Annotated in this window: 10 protein-coding genes and 3 pseudogenes; 4 read left to right on the top strand and 9 right to left on the bottom strand. The window is 61.0% G+C overall.

Annotation, left to right across the window (positions count from 1 at the left end):
• Positions 1-174: 174 nt before the first annotated feature.
• From AC13F2_RS04445 to AC13F2_RS04410, 8 genes and pseudogenes are all read right to left on the bottom strand, one after another.
• Positions 175-804 (bottom strand): hypothetical protein, encoded by a 630-nt coding sequence (locus AC13F2_RS04445; RefSeq protein WP_482964039.1) that lies wholly within the window; start codon positions 802-804, stop codon positions 175-177.
• On the bottom strand, positions 801-1,346 hold the full coding sequence (thpR, locus tag AC13F2_RS04440) for an RNA 2',3'-cyclic phosphodiesterase (RefSeq protein ID WP_482964038.1): 546 nt from the start codon (positions 1,344-1,346) through the stop codon (positions 801-803). The genes AC13F2_RS04445 and thpR overlap by 4 nt, the downstream gene beginning before the upstream one ends.
• A 50-nt stretch (positions 1,347-1,396) precedes the next feature.
• Positions 1,397-2,320, bottom strand: a complete 924-nt coding sequence (locus AC13F2_RS04435) for a lysozyme (RefSeq protein WP_482964037.1) — start codon at positions 2,318-2,320, stop codon at positions 1,397-1,399.
• A gap of 170 nt (positions 2,321-2,490) precedes the next feature.
• Positions 2,491-3,669 (bottom strand): GGDEF domain-containing protein, encoded by a 1,179-nt coding sequence (locus AC13F2_RS04430; RefSeq protein WP_482964036.1) that lies wholly within the window; start codon positions 3,667-3,669, stop codon positions 2,491-2,493.
• A 92-nt stretch (positions 3,670-3,761) separates the two neighbouring features.
• Positions 3,762-5,810, bottom strand: coding sequence for a M13 family metallopeptidase (locus AC13F2_RS04425; RefSeq protein ID WP_482964035.1), 2,049 nt, complete (start codon positions 5,808-5,810; stop codon positions 3,762-3,764).
• Positions 5,811-6,032: 222 nt separating this feature from the next.
• Positions 6,033-6,398, bottom strand: a pseudogene (locus tag AC13F2_RS04420) (YadA-like family protein); the annotation flags it as partial.
• A gap of 146 nt (positions 6,399-6,544) precedes the next feature.
• Positions 6,545-6,665 (bottom strand): annotated as a pseudogene (locus AC13F2_RS04415) (hypothetical protein); the annotation flags it as partial.
• A 495-nt stretch (positions 6,666-7,160) separates the two neighbouring features.
• Positions 7,161-7,772 (bottom strand): annotated as a pseudogene (locus AC13F2_RS04410) (hypothetical protein); the annotation flags it as partial.
• Positions 7,773-8,711: 939 nt separating this feature from the next.
• On the opposite strand from AC13F2_RS04410, the gene uvrA reads away from it, so the two are divergent.
• Positions 8,712-11,639, top strand: a complete 2,928-nt coding sequence (gene uvrA / locus AC13F2_RS04405; RefSeq protein WP_221597596.1) for an excinuclease ABC subunit UvrA — start codon at positions 8,712-8,714, stop codon at positions 11,637-11,639.
• Between the two features lie 27 nt (positions 11,640-11,666).
• Here the strand turns inward: uvrA and AC13F2_RS04400 are convergent, their stop codons facing one another.
• A complete protein-coding gene (locus AC13F2_RS04400; RefSeq protein ID WP_482964034.1) occupies positions 11,667-12,371 on the bottom strand; it encodes a helix-turn-helix transcriptional regulator in 705 nt (234 codons plus the stop codon).
• A 177-nt stretch (positions 12,372-12,548) separates the two neighbouring features.
• On the opposite strand from AC13F2_RS04400, the gene AC13F2_RS04395 reads away from it, so the two are divergent.
• The 3 genes from AC13F2_RS04395 to AC13F2_RS04385 all read left to right on the top strand — a co-directional run bounded on the left by AC13F2_RS04395 (position 12,549) and on the right by AC13F2_RS04385 (position 14,698).
• Positions 12,549-13,193, top strand: a complete 645-nt coding sequence (locus AC13F2_RS04395) for a response regulator transcription factor (RefSeq protein WP_482964033.1) — start codon at positions 12,549-12,551, stop codon at positions 13,191-13,193.
• Between the two features lie 98 nt (positions 13,194-13,291).
• Positions 13,292-13,639: a DUF2200 domain-containing protein gene (locus tag AC13F2_RS04390; protein WP_482964032.1), complete on the top strand. Its 348-nt coding sequence runs from the start codon at positions 13,292-13,294 to the stop codon at positions 13,637-13,639.
• Between the two features lie 369 nt (positions 13,640-14,008).
• A complete protein-coding gene (locus AC13F2_RS04385; RefSeq protein WP_482964031.1) occupies positions 14,009-14,698 on the top strand; it encodes an RNA-dependent RNA polymerase family protein in 690 nt (229 codons plus the stop codon).
• Positions 14,699-14,823 lie beyond the last annotated feature (125 nt).

The raw sequence follows: 14,823 nt of genomic DNA, 5'->3' as shown, positions 1-14,823 counted from the left end.
CAAGAAGTGCGGATGCTGCAACGGTGGCCAGGATCTGGGCCTTCATGTTGTTCCCCTCATGATTGTGCGCCACGCGGAACCCGGGCGCGGGAATGCGATAATGTTATGCGCGATTGGCCTGCCTGTTGCGCGCACGCAAGCATGCACACGTCGCCGGTCGGCGCATCTCATACGTTAGTCGAACGGGACAGGCTCGCCCTGGTTCCTGTCGGCGCGCTCCCGCGCGGTATCCAGTGCTTCGTCCAGCGCCTGTCGGTTCACGGTCATGAGACGTGGGCGGCCTCCGTCACGGTCGACGACCAGCCAGATTGCACCCAGTTCGAAGAAACCGCCCTGGTCCCTTGCCACACTCATGCGCGAAAGATCGATCTTCTGGAGCACCTCGATCATTGCCGGGTCGAATATCTCGTCGAACACGGCCTCCACTTCGGTGCGATCCTTGATCTCCCGTCTTTTTCCGTCGCCATCGATATAGAGCAGCGGCAGGCCGACTTCGCGCAGCAGGCGTGCCTTATCGCCGCTTCTTGCGGCATCGCGCAGCGTCGATATCGCCACGTCGAACTGGCTGGCACTGGTGCCGGTGGCACATGAGATCGCGCCACCTTCGACAAAGTCATGATCGCGATCGAACTGGGGATTTCGTTCTTTCTGGCTCGACCATACCAACAACAGGCAGTCGCCGGGGGCAGCCTCACCCTTGCCGACGATGTCGGCTGACTTTTCCGTCTCACCCTCGCCATCGGGCACGCACGCCCATGCCGTCGTCACGGCGAGTAGCAGGGGGGAGAGGTAGAGGCGGTTCATGATGGCGTTCTGAGGGCGTAGATAACGATCGGTTCGTAGATCGAACCGTGGCGGTGCAGGGTGCTTTCGAAGAGCGTATAGGAATCGGCTCTCCAAGGGCCAAGTCGCAAGCTCGCGTTTCGCTCGAGAAACGGTTCCAGCGGACCTGAAGAGCTATTGACCCGGGCCAGCGTGATGTGCGGATGATACTTGCGATGGTCCGGTTCGACGCCAGCCGATACGCATAGACGATCGATTTTCTGGCGAAGGCGCTTCAGTTCGGGTGAAATCTCCACGCCAGCCCAAAGGGTGTGAACCCGGCCCTTGCGCACAAAGACTCCCGTACCTGAAATCGTCAGGTCGAGGGTCGGTAGCTCGATGGCGTGAAGCTGGAGGGCCAGGTCCTCAGCCAGATGCGTATCGACCTCTCCGATATAGCGTAGCGTGAGATGAATCTGGTCATCATCCTGCCAGCGCACATCGTCTTCGCCCTCCATCAGATCGATCAGGGCGTCGCGTATCTCTGGCGGTGGACGAATGCCGACGAAGAGGCGGTGAGACATGCTAGAAAACTGTCACTGGACGATAATATCTGGGACCGTTGAGCGATCGGTCAGGTCGAATAGGGGTCGTCGTTCTGGCGCGGATTCCCATAGCGGCCCTTCATGAAAATCTTGGCCCGGCGCTCGCTGCGAAATTGCAGACCGCGGGCGAATTTTCCGCCGGCGTGCGTATAGTCCAGTTCCGCCGCGATCGCCTCGTAATCGCGGCTTTCGATTGCCGTGTTAAGCCGCGGGCTCTCGTTTTCCGATACATTCCCCAGGCCGACATTGTACACCAGATCGAGCAGGGCATCGAATTCATGCTGGTGAAGCGGCAGGTCGCCGACCAGCAGGCGCACGCCTTGTTCCGCTTTCGCCAGTTCGTGTTCCAGGAATTGCAGGACCTGCGCCTCGTCGACGCGATCACCGACCTGCAGATCGTCTTCGGGAAGGATCAGGTGACCGACCCCTACGGTCGGATATCCGGCCACATCACGGTAGACGGTGTATCGTACGCCTTCTTCCTCGATCAACGCTTGTTTGAATGTGCCGCTCGCTTTCATCAGCGCAGCAGGCTTGCGTACACCTGCGACGTCATCCACCACCCGCTGCATGTCTTCGTCGATGCCGAAAGCCTTGCGCGCTTTCGGTGGGCCGGTGAACGCCGTTAGGCCCAACGCGCCCGCGCCGAGCATCAGGGTGGCGCGCCTACGCGCGGAAAGTTTGGGTTTGACATGGAAAGCTTGATAGGCTGCGCGGCGCGCACGGCGAAGATCGCGGCGATGCCGACGCTGCCGGTTCAGTCTTTCGAAAATCCCTTTCGATTTTCCGTTGTTTCCCACGCGCGATGGCGCGCGCGACCAATCTATGTCGTCCAGCGGACGGTTGAAGTCGGTCAGGATAGCTTCGAGCCTGGCATTCGTCTGGGTATTGCGCCGCGTACTGCTTGATCGTTTATCGCTTCCCTGCGGGTGTGGAGCGGTGTCCTTGTCCATAAGGCGGGCACCTTTCGGTCTCTATCTGCTCTGGCACGACACCTCCTGAGCCGCCGTTAGGGGCGCGGGAAATGCCGTGCGCTGTCTGTCTTGTCTTTAGAACGGTTCATGGGGCCCAATCGGTCCACGGTTCGTCGCTGCGCAGCCCCGTCCGGGCCGCGCCGTGCCGATCAGGCAGCCCGGCGGACCCTGTTTCTGCCCGTGCGCTTCGCTTCGTAACACGCAAGGTCGGCGCGCATGAGCGCATCATCGATGCTCTCGCCAAACAGCCAGGGCGACAGGCCGATCGAGGCGGAGATGCGGATGCCGGGACGCTCGCTGAACCGGTCTTCCAGCTTGGCGATCATCATCCGCAGATCGTCTGCCCCCTCGGCGATGGCCGTATCGGTAACCCCGCGGGCGATGACCAGAAATTCCTCGCCGCCAAGCCTGAATGCAAGGTGCTCACCCGTACCCTCTAGAGTGGCAGCCCAGTCGCGGATCGTATCCGCGGCGGCAATCAGGACTTCGTCGCCAACGGCATGCCCGAAGGTATCGTTGATCGCCTTGAAACGGTCGAGGTCGATCGTCAGGAGGTGGCGCGAATGCGCGCCGCCCTCGGTATGCGTTTCCTCGAACAGCTTGCGGCGGTTGAACAGTCCGGTCAGCGGATCCCGCCAGCTGAGGAATTCGGCGCTGGACAGCGCAGCGGCAAGGTCTTCGGACAAACGCCGGTTTTCCACCAGCATGCGCGCGGAACTGCGCAGATGCTGTCCCGCACTCGAACTGTAGAGGCGGATGCCGACGACGGCCAGGGTCACCACCCCGATCATCGCCGGGTCGCTGTTCGCAGGGTGAAACAGGATGAGCGCGCTCGCCGTCGCCCAGAAACTGACGAGCATCCCGTCGCGCGCTGCGGGCAGGGCGGCAAGCGTGACTGCGATCAACGTGATCGTCACCACCACCACGACCCGTATCAGCGCCACGGCCGCGATGGATGCCCCGGCCGGTTGCGGCCATAACATCAGTGCCAGGGTAACGCCGGTCAACGCCATCGCGCCGAACACGATGCGCTGCATGGTCTTGATCGGCTGGCGCGCCCGTACGCGCACATCCAGTCTCGCCGTCGCATTGCGGGTGAACAGGAACGACGCCAGCCGCAATGCCAGCAACAGCGCCATGGCGGCCGGGTTGGGCAGCACGGCGACACCCAGCGCCAGCATGCTCAGGCCGATGAGGCTGGAAGGAAGCGAACGCCGCTCGCGATCGAGCATTGCGATAACCGCTTCCCGATCGACTTCGTAGGAATCGATCGGGATGCGCGTAAAGGCGCCGGCACCTCTGCCGTCAGTGTCCAGATCGTTTCGCAATGGTTGTTTCCCTACACCCTCTCACGCCGGGTCTTGGGAAAATACCGTCCAATCGTTAACGTTCCTGCTCGCAAAATTCACTTTATCCCGGATCACCAGATGCGCGCGCGATCTTCCGGCGCGATATACATCTCGTCATCCGGCGTGATATTGAACGCTTCGTACCAGGCGTCCACGTTACGCAGCGGAGCGATGGTCCGATAGCGTGACGGGCTGTGCGGGTCGGTCGCGACCTGGTTGCGCAGCGAATCCTCGCGCGCCTTGGCCCGCCACACCTGCGCATAGGCAAGGAAGAAGCGCTGATCGCCGGTCAGTCCGTCGATCACGGGTGCTTCTTGGCCGTTCAGGGCTTTCTTGTAGGCATCGTAGGCCACCAGCACGCCGGCAAGGTCGGCGATGTTTTCGCCCATCGTCAGGTCGGGATTGATGAAACTGCCGGGGACCACTTCGAACTTGGCGTATTGGTCGCCGAACTTCTTGGCTTCCGCTTCGAACCGCTTGGCATCGCCCGCGGTCCACCAGTCCTTGATCGCCCCGCTGGCGTCGATCTTGCGGCCCTGGTCGTCGAAGCCGTGGCTGATTTCGTGGCCGATCACCACCCCGATCGCACCGTAATTGACGGCCGGGTCGGCATAGGCATCGAAGAACGGCGGCTGCAGGATCCCCGCGGGGAAGACCATCTTGTTTTCCAGCCCGCCATTATAGGCGTTCACGGTCTGCGGGTTCATGCCCCACTTCTTGCGATCGACCGGTTTGCCAAGATCACTCATCGCGTAATCGGCATTGAACTTCGTCGCGGCGACCATGTTGCCATACAGATCGTCCGGCGACATCGGCAGCTGCGAGTAGTCGCGGAATTTCTCCGGATAGCCGACCATCACGTCCATCCGCTCCAGCTTGTCCAGCGCGGCCTGCTTGGTGTCGGGGCTCATCCATTCGTTGCCGCGAATGCGATCGCCCATGGCCAGCTTCAGATTGGCCACCAGTTCGTCCATGCGCGTCTTGGCGATCTTGGGGAAATATTCGGCGACGTAAGCCTTGCCCACCTGCTCGCCCAGCGAACCGTCGATGGTGTCCACCGCGCGCTTCCAGCGGGCGCGCTGTTCGCTCGTCCCGTTCAGCGCGCTCGTGAACTGGAACCGGCTGTCGACCATTTTCTTGTTGAGGAACGGCGATGCCTGATCGGCGATATGCGCTTTTTCCCACAGCTTGAGCGTGTCCAGATCGGTACTGGCATACAGCGCCGCGATTGCTTTCACCGCCGTGTTATCGGTTACGATGATGCGGTCCTGCGGCGGGATGTTGTTGCCCTGGAAGAATGCATTCCAGTCCACCCCGGGCGCATAACTGGCCAGCTGCGGTCCCGACATGGGATTGTTGATCTTCTCGATCTGGCGCTTCTGTTCCGCGTCCCAGTTTAGCTCGGCGACATAGGTCTCGAACGTCATCACGCGGCTGGCCGCCTCGCGCGGGTCGGACTGGCCGATATTGCGGAACGTGCGCTCGAGGTAATCGAGATAGGCCCCGCGCTGCGGCGCGAACTTCTCGTCGAAATAATACTCTTTCTCCGGCAGGCCGAGCCCGCCGGACGACAGCCACAGCGTGTTCATGGTCGGATCGTCGGGATCGGCATAGGGACCCGCCCCGAACAGCGAACCGCCGAACTTGCCATAGGTCGAGCCCATGTAACGGGCGAATTCTGCCTTGTTCGAAATGGCGTCCACCTGCGCCAGCTCGCGCTTCAGCGGGGCGATGCCTGCCTTTTCGATCGCCTTTTCATCCATGAAACTGGTGTAGAGCGCGCCATATTGCGAACCTGCCGGCGCATCCGTGACGAGGCCGTTCACTTCTTCGGTTACATCTTCGCGCAGATTGTAGAACGATCCGACAGAGGGGCGGTCAGCCGGGATTTCGGTCCGGTCCATCCACGCGCCGGACGCATAGCGTTCGAAATCGTCGCCGGGGTCGGCGGTCAGATCGCGCGCTGTCAGATCGATGCCGTAATCGCCGATCTTGGCCTGGCCGGTGACGACGATGGTGTTCTCGTCGGACGCGGTTTCGTCGGCAAAGGCAGGAGCGGCGAGGGCAAGGCCGATCGCCAGTGCCGAGGCTGCGGACAGAGTTTGGAGTTTGCGATACATGGCTTGAGTCCCCGTTGATCGAATACGCCTTGATATAGGATCGGTGGCTTTTCCGGCATCGCGCTAATCGGCAAGCGGCCGACGCGCATCGGCGAAAGACACGCTCGTGCCCTCGCGATCCGGTCGCCTCGGTAAACGGCAGGTCTCGGCACAGGTGAAGGCCGCGGAACACTGTCCCGCGGCCTTCTTGGTTGACGGGCAGAGCCCGTCTGGGAGAACAGTTTAGAAGGAGAAACCGGCTCCCGCAGCCACACCGCCCTTGCCATTGGCACCCATGGTGCCGCTGACTTTCAGGACGGCCTTGCCGTCGGCGAAGGCAGACGACAGGCCAAAGCCGAACGAAGCCTCGCCGCGATAGTAGCCGACACCGCCGCCGACCATCATCCTGCCGGGTTCCAGGGCCTGCGGGATCGAAGCCATCGCCATGGCCGAAGCCGTACCGGAGAAAGCATCGTCGCGCAGTTCAGCCAGATCGAAGCCGATCTGTGCCACTCGCATGTCGGTGTAGTTCATCGAGTCCGTCAGGACGCCGGTAAGTCCGGCCTCCATCTGGCGCAGATTGACGGCATCGGTTGCCGCAGTCGCATCGGCGACATTATGCAGCGCCACCGGGGCAGACGCATCCCTGCCGATCAGCGTGACATCGTTGGTGATGGTCCCGCCGTTGCTGGCCGTCGGATTGTCGGGGTTCGAGTACTGAACCGCCACGATCGTGCTGCCTGCCAGATTGTTGTTGATGGTCTGGATATCGTCCGTGTTCTGCTGAACGTTCTGGTTCGTGGCAAAGAGCTGCGAACCGTTCACGGCATCGGTCGACGTCGCGGACAGCGTCCCCGCGGCGACATTGGTGACCTGCACCGGACCGTCATCGGCACCGAAGAAGGCAACCGTATTCGTCGGCGTGCTGCTGCGGGTCGATGTATCGGCCGTCGCCACATAGCCAACCGGAACATTGGCAAGGTCCGCCTGGATCTGGTCGATATCCGTTTCATTGACGGTCACTCGCGTATCGAGAGTGACGATATCGCCCTCGTTCACCGTGACCCGGTCGTCGAGATTGTCGATATCACCTTCATTGACGGTAACCCGTGTGTCCAGATTGGCGATGTCACCCTCGTTCACCGTCACGCGGCCATCGAGATTGGCAATGTCGCCCTCGTTGACGGTTACCCGGTTATCAAGATTGGCGATGTCGCCTTCGTTCGTCGTTACGCGATTGTCGAGATTGACGATGTCGGTTTCGTTCTGCGTGATGCGGTCGTCGAAGCCGTCCACCGTCACTTGGATCTGTCCGACACTCGTCTGCAGGTTGTTGATGTCGGTCCGGTTCTGGGCGATGTCGGTTTCGTTCTGCGTCACCCTCCCGTCCAGTGCATCGACGGCCTGATTGGTGGCGAACAATTGCGAACCGTTCACCGCTTCGGTCGACGTCGCGCTCAACTCGCCATCGGCCACGTTGGAAATGGTCGTTCCGCCAGCGCCGCCCAAGGCAATCGCAGTCTGGGTGGCGTCGGTGTACATCACGGACGTATCCTGCAGGGCAGCAATGTCGCCCTCGTTTGCAGTTACGCGCGTATCGATGGCATCGATATCATCGGCATTTGCCGTGACGTTCTGGTTGGTTGCGAAAAGCTGCGACCCGTTTACGGCATCGGTGGATGTCGCATCCAACGTGCCGGCAGCCAGGCCGGTTATGGTCGTTCCTCCGACCCCATCGAGTGTAATCGTTGTATGGGCAGCGCTATCGTATGTGACTGTGTCGCCCACTGCGGCGGCGATGGATGCATTGACCTGACCTACGGTGGCAGCATCGGTGTCGGCCGTACCGTCCAGAACGTTCGTGATCTGCCGTTCCGCACCCAAGGCGCCGACGGAAACGCTGTTGATGCGATCCGCCAGCGACCCTGTACCCAAGGCAACCGAGTTGATGGCACTCGCTGTCGAGCCGGTACCAAGAGCCATGCCATTGACGGCAGTCACTTCGGCGTCGGTCCCCAGCGCAATCGCGCCGGTCGCCGTCAGGCCAGTGTTGGCACCGTTGCCGAATGCTATCGAATCCGCTGTTCCCGCACTGGCAACCTCGCCTTCGCCAAGGCCGGTGATCTGGTTGCCGCCGATGCCGATACCGGCGGGATTGTTGAGGGTAAGGCCATCGACCGTGACATTGCATTCTCCCGGACCGACGATTGTGTTGTTGCTATTCAGCACATCGACGCTGATCGGGTTGCCGGTGACCGCGTTGCCGACGATATCACTGACATTGATATTGAGAGGGGCAGGCAGACCAAGCACAGTCAAGACACCGAGCAAGTCGTTGACGGTACCCTGAACTGGAGTAACGATACCGGTGTTCACCTCTCCCAACAGAGCTGTCAGATCGGATTCGTTCAGGCTGAGGCCCGTACAAACATCCACCACAGGGTCTGTCTGCGCGTAAACCGGTGTTTGGGGAATTGCGAAAGATAAGGCGGCTAATGAAGTTGCAGTCGCCATGTTAACGATTTTGCTTCTAACCATTGATGTTCTCCCATTTAGGAACGGGCGTAAACATCTGTTTGATAATCTTAATTTGGTCTTCGAACGGAATCGCCGATACCCTAGGAAGTATCCTTACCAATCCCTTATCGAACTCGGTCGCAGATCAGGTTAACCGATTGGTTATCTTTATGATTACCAGTTAATGAACTTTTTGCTCGATGCGCCGGACTAGGGGCTAATACGGGGGTCTCTATCGGCCTCCGCGCCAAATCTTTGTCGCGGCAATGGTTTTTCGGGTCGAAGGGGCCCACTGGCGTTTTGGATCGTTCGTTCCCATGTGGCAGGCAAACGTGGAAAGGTTGCGATAACGCGTCCTCACGGATACCACGTAATTTCGAACACAACGGGAACACTCTCCTTTTCATGGCACTCACCAAAATCTCGGTCCGCGGCGCGCGTGAACACAATCTCAAGGGCGTCGATATCGATCTGCCTCGCGACAGCCTGATCGTCATCACCGGGCTTTCCGGGTCGGGCAAGTCGAGCCTGGCCTTCGACACGATCTATGCCGAAGGGCAGCGTCGTTATGTCGAAAGCCTGTCCGCCTATGCGCGCCAGTTCCTCGAAATGATGCAGAAGCCCGATGTCGAACATATCGACGGGCTGTCTCCCGCCATCTCGATTGAGCAGAAGACCACCAGCCGCAACCCACGCTCCACCGTGGCGACGGTAACCGAGATCTACGATTACATGCGTCTGCTGTGGGCGCGCGTCGGTGTGCCCTATTCGCCCACGACCGGCCTGCCGATCGAGGCGCAGACCGTGTCCAACATGGTCGACCGCGTGATGGCACTGCCCGATGGCACGCGGCTCTACCTGCTCGCGCCGGTCGTGCGCGGTCGCAAGGGTGAATATCGCAAGGAACTGGCTGAATGGCAGAAGGCCGGCTTCACCCGCGTGCGGATCGACGGCGAGATGTACGGGATCGAGGAAGCGCCCGCGCTCGACAAGAAGTTCAAGCACGACATCGAAGTGGTCGTCGATCGCCTCGCCGTGAAAGAAGGGATCGAAACGCGCCTCGCCGACAGTTTCGAACAGGCGCTCAAGCTCGCCGATGGCCTCGCCTATGTCGATCTCGCCGATGGCGTCGTGCCGGGGCGCGAGGATGAAGGCGAAGCGGGCGGGGCGATGAAGGGGGCGGGTCTGCCTGCCAATCGTATCGTTTTTTCCGAACGCTTCTCCTGCCCGGTATCCGGCTTCACCATCGAGGAAGTCGAACCGCGCCTGTTCTCGTTCAACGCGCCGCAGGGGGCCTGTCCGACCTGCGACGGGATCGGCGAAAAGCAGTTGTTCGACCCGCAACTGGTCGTGCCGAATGAAGCGCTCAGCCTCAAGAAGGGCGCGGTCGTGCCTTGGGCCAAGAGCAATCCGCCATCGCCCTATTACATGCAGGTGCTGGCCAGCCTCGCGAAGGAATTCGAATTCGATCTCACCACCCCGTGGGAGGAGTTCGACAAGGAAATCCGCGACATCATCCTTTACGGTACCAAGGGCCGGGCCATCCCGCTCACCTTCAAGGACGGGCGCAAGAGCTACACGGTCAAGAAGCCCTTCGAAGGCGTGATCGGCAATCTCAACCGCCGCATGCTGCAGACCGAAAGCGCTTGGATGCGCGAGGAGCTGGCCAAGTTCCAGACCGCGCAGCCGTGCGAGACCTGCGGCGGCAAGCGGCTCAACGAGAAGGCGCTGGCGGTGAAGGTCCCGGGCCCCGACGGCCCGACCGATATCGCCACCCCCACCAAGATGAGCGTGGCCGATGCCAAGGGCTGGTTCCTCGCGCTGCCCGGCCAGCTTTCCGAAACGCAGGCGCAAATCGCGCATGCCATCTTGAAGGAAATCAACGAGCGGCTGGGCTTCCTCGACAATGTCGGGCTCGACTATCTCAACCTCGACCGGACCAGCGGCACGCTGTCGGGCGGGGAAAGCCAGCGCATCCGCCTCGCCAGCCAGATCGGCTCGGGCCTGTCGGGCGTGCTCTACGTGCTGGACGAGCCCTCCATCGGCCTCCACCAGCGCGACAACGACCGGCTGCTCGAAACGCTGAAGCGCCTGCGCGATCTCGGCAATACGGTGATCGTGGTCGAGCATGACGAGGACGCGATCCGCGCCGCCGATTACGTGGTCGATCTCGGCCCCGGCGCCGGCGTCCACGGTGGCGAGGTGGTGGCCGAAGGCACGCTGAAACAGGTGCTCAAGTCCAAGAAATCGCTTACCGCCGCATACCTTACCGGGCGGCGCGAAATCGCGGTCCCGGCCAAACGGCGCAAGGGCAACGGGCACAAGCTCACCGTCCACGGCGCGCGGGCGAACAATCTCAACAACGTCACCGCATCGCTGCCGCTGGGCACCTTCACCTGCGTCACCGGCGTGTCGGGTTCGGGCAAGTCGTCCTTCACCATCGACACGCTCTATGCCTCCGCCGCGCGCCATCTCAACGGCGCGCGCGTGGTCGCGGGCGCGCACGACAAGGTCACCGGCCTCGATTATTGCGACAAGGTGATCGAGATCGACCAGTCGCCCATCGGCCGCACCCCGCGTTCCAACCCCGCCACCTACACCGGCGCCTTCACCCAGATCCGCGACTGGTTCGCGGGCCTCCCCGAAAGCCAGGCCCGCGGCTACAAGCCCGGCCGCTTCAGCTTCAACGTCAAGGGCGGCCGCTGCGAGGCGTGCCAGGGCGACGGGCTGATCAAGATCGAGATGCACTTCCTCCCCGACGTCTACGTCACCTGCGAGGAATGCGGCGGCAAGCGCTACAACCGCGAAACACTGGAGGTGAAGTTCAAGGGCCACTCCATCGCCGACGTGCTCGACATGACGATCGAGGATGCGGAAACCTTCTTCAAGGCCGTCCCCCCCATCCGCGACAAGATGGCGATGCTCAACGAAGTCGGCCTCGGCTACGTCAAGGTCGGCCAGCAGGCGACCACGCTGTCCGGGGGCGAGGCGCAGCGCGTCAAACTCGCCAAGGAACTCGCCAAGCGCAGCACCGGGCAGACGCTCTACATCCTCGACGAGCCGACCACCGGCCTCCATTTCGAAGACGTGCGCAAGCTGCTCGAGGTGCTGCACCGGCTGGTCGACCAGGGCAATTCGGTCGTGGTGATCGAGCACAATCTCGATGTCATCAAGACCGCCGACCACATCCTCGATCTCGGCCCCGGCGGCGGCGTGCGGGGCGGGGAGGTCGTTGCGCAGGGCACGCCCGAAGATGTCGCCCGGGTCGAAGGCTCCTTCACCGGCGCTTATCTCGCGCCCATGCTCGAACGGCAGAAGGAAGCGGCGGCATAGGGGCCTTCGCGCCCCGCCGCTGCCGCTTTAGCGCAGCATCCCCAGCTTGAACCCGGCCAGCACGGCCGAAACCCGGTCGTGCACGCCCAGCTTGGTGAACAGCCGCTTCAGATGCGTGCCCACGGTCGCCTCGCTGATCCCCAGGATCATCGCGGTTTCCGGGTTGGACTTGCCCGCCGCCACCCAGTTGAGGATTTCCGCCTCGCGCGGGGACAGCCCGTCGATCCCGGCGCCGTGTTCCTCCTCGATCCGGTCGATCCGCAGATGGGCGTGCTGTGCCACCGCGCACATCAGCGACCGGTCGACCTTCGCCAGGTCCTCCGCCGCCACATTGTCCACGCCGAAGAACCCGCGCGCATGGCGCAGGCCCGATGTCGGGATCGCCAGCCCGTCGGTCAGGCCCATCCGCGTCGCTTCTTCCACGAACAGGCGCCCCACGTCGTTCACCGTCAGCTGCTTCAGCAATTCGCCCAGCGTACCCACCTTGTTGCGGGTCGTCGCCGCGGTGGACACGGGGTCGATCAGGTCGAAATCGCGCTCCAGATAGCGCCGCATCCATTCGGGCGGCATGCCGCGCTCGTACAGGCGGAACTGGTCGGGCTTGGTGATCATGGGAATGACGAAGCAGAACGATCGAAAGCCTCGCGCGCGATAGAATTCGGCCAGCACATCCAGCACGTCGTCGCGCGTTGCGGCCTCGTCGATCTGACGAAAGATTTCACTGTCGGGCATTACGCAACCACCTCCTTGGTGATATTTCGTTTCGCGAACCGACAGTCATGCTGCGCTGCTTACTGCAGCGTTCCTTCAATCCCATGTCCCTCAATCACGTGACTGGCGCGTTCGTTCCCTGTTCAACACATGCGGCCCCCCGGAACACACCCCTCCGGCAAAGGACCGGACAGCATCGTGGCGCAGCCCAAGTTCATCATCGTCGACCCCGATTTCGCCCGCCAGCGCGATCTCGCCTGCGCGCTCGCGGGGCTGGGCCTGTCGCATACGGTCGCCGACCCGCGCGAGATTGCAGAGCTATGGCCCGCCCGCTGCCAGATCTTCGTGCATGACGAAGGGGACCGGCTCGGCGAACTGCACGCATGGCTGGAACGCGGCGGCATGCGCTTCCCGCTGATCCCCTACAGCAGCGCCCCGTCGATCGAACGGGTGGTGGAGGCGCTGCACAGCTACGGCGCCGTCGGCTATCTCGACTGGCCCTGCGCCCACGACCGCCTGTGCCGTACGCTGGCGCTCGGCGCGGACAAGGCGGAGGAGATCTTCCGCCGCAACCAGGCCTATGCCCGCAGCCGCGCGCTGGTGGAGGTACTGACCCCGCGCGAACAGGAGGTGCTGGCAGGCATCTTCAACGGCTGCACGGGCAAGGAGATCGCCCGCGATCTCGGCCTCAGCCCGCGCACGGTGGAAACCTACCGGGCGAACATCTTCACGAAGCTGGACGTGCGCAACGCGGTGGAGGCGGTGCGGCTTCTGGCGGAGAAGCTGCCGGAACTCGACGCGGAAGACCTGCGGTATGCGCGGCTTGCGGGGGTGGAGCACTGACCGAGCACCGCTGGTCGCGGGCATAGCCAGCACCATCTTGCACCAAAACCTCAAGGGCTGCATCATCGGGGCGGCGACAGAGAAGGGAGTGCGCACCTGTGGCACACCGGGTTTACCAGATGGCGTTCGGCAAGGTCTATCCGCTCTACGTTCTCAAGGCGGAAAAGAAGGGCCGCACACGCGAGGACGTCCACGCCATAATCCGCTGGCTGACCGGCTATAGCGAGGAAGCGCTGGCAGCAGTCATTGCCGATGGCACTAACATGGAAAGCTTCTTCGCACGCGCCCCGCGCCTGAACCCCGACCGGACCCTGATCACCGGCGCGATCTGCGGTATTCGGGTGGAGGAGGTGGAGGAAGAGACGATGCGCGAAATCCGCTATCTCGACAAACTCATCGACGAACTCGCGCGCGGCAAGGCGATGGAGAAAATTTTGCGGGGGTGAGGTCGAACCGAGAATTTAAGAATAAGTATTACTTCCTCAGTGCTGCACATGAAGGGTTGATTTCAATGTAAGTTACACGTGTCTCATAAATGGACACTCATGTGGTAAGATTCCCTACTTAGTTGCATCGAAGGGCGTTTGTCTCCATAACTGATCATGCCCGAAGCAGTTGGCGGCGGGGAGCACTGTTTAGGATGTCAAGTGCGCAGAAGCGCATGATGGCAACGAGAGCTGTGAGTCTTATGCTCATGGTGACCTCGATTCCGAGATGGAGTGTGGATGTAATTTCGGCCATGCCAATATTATAACACACTAGGTATTATTCGAACCGATCGTTAGGTCGGGAGTAAGGTTGGTAACCCGGAGGATATGGGACGAACGGTATCCGAAGCCTCCGGGTACGCACCTGAAGAAGATGAATTCGATCCGCAGATTGATGACTTCGTTTCTAAAGAGCGGAAATATCTCCATTTCGATCTTCCTCTGAACGAAGAGCAGAGAGGTAAGCTTTCGTTCTCCGCCCACGACCTGCGACATCATTCATTTTGGCCGCTTCTCGCTTTCGAAGATGTTGAGCGCCGAATGAGGAAGAATGATCTGGGTGAAACTACCTTTGAAGAAAAAAAGCGCCCAATCAAATTTGCGTCCCATTCTGATGCTGCCCTTCTGGAATGGTATAGTAAGTTTTTGGGCGAAATTTATGAGGGGCACCTCTCGAAGCGGCCAATCTCTAATGCGATTTTGGCATATCGCGGAGGAGTAGGAAATAACATCACACACGCAAAGGCGCTGTTTGATGAAATTACTAACCGGGGAGACTGTACTGCTATAGCAGTAGATGTAAGTGGTTTCTTCGATAATATAAATCACGACAGTCTTAAAAAAAATCTTTGCCGAATTCTTAGAGTTCAGAAACTCTCCGAGCACGACTATAGAATCTTTCGAAGAATGACACGTTTTTCGTGGGTGGAGTCTGATGAGCTTTCAGCAAGGCTCGGAAGGGAGTACGGGAAGCGTGGTCGTATCTGCACGTCTGAGCAATTTCTGAATAGCCCCTAGATTTGTGGACGCTTTCTTTCCTAATTTTGAGGACAGGAGGCGACGATGGGCAAGGCTAATTTCAGCGACGAGTTCAAGCGCGATGCAGTGGCGCAGATCACCGAGCGCGGCTATCGGGTGGCGGA

Source organism: Qipengyuania sp. L-5Y (assembly GCF_056859455.1).
This window is presented reverse-complemented; position numbering and strand designations above follow the sequence as displayed.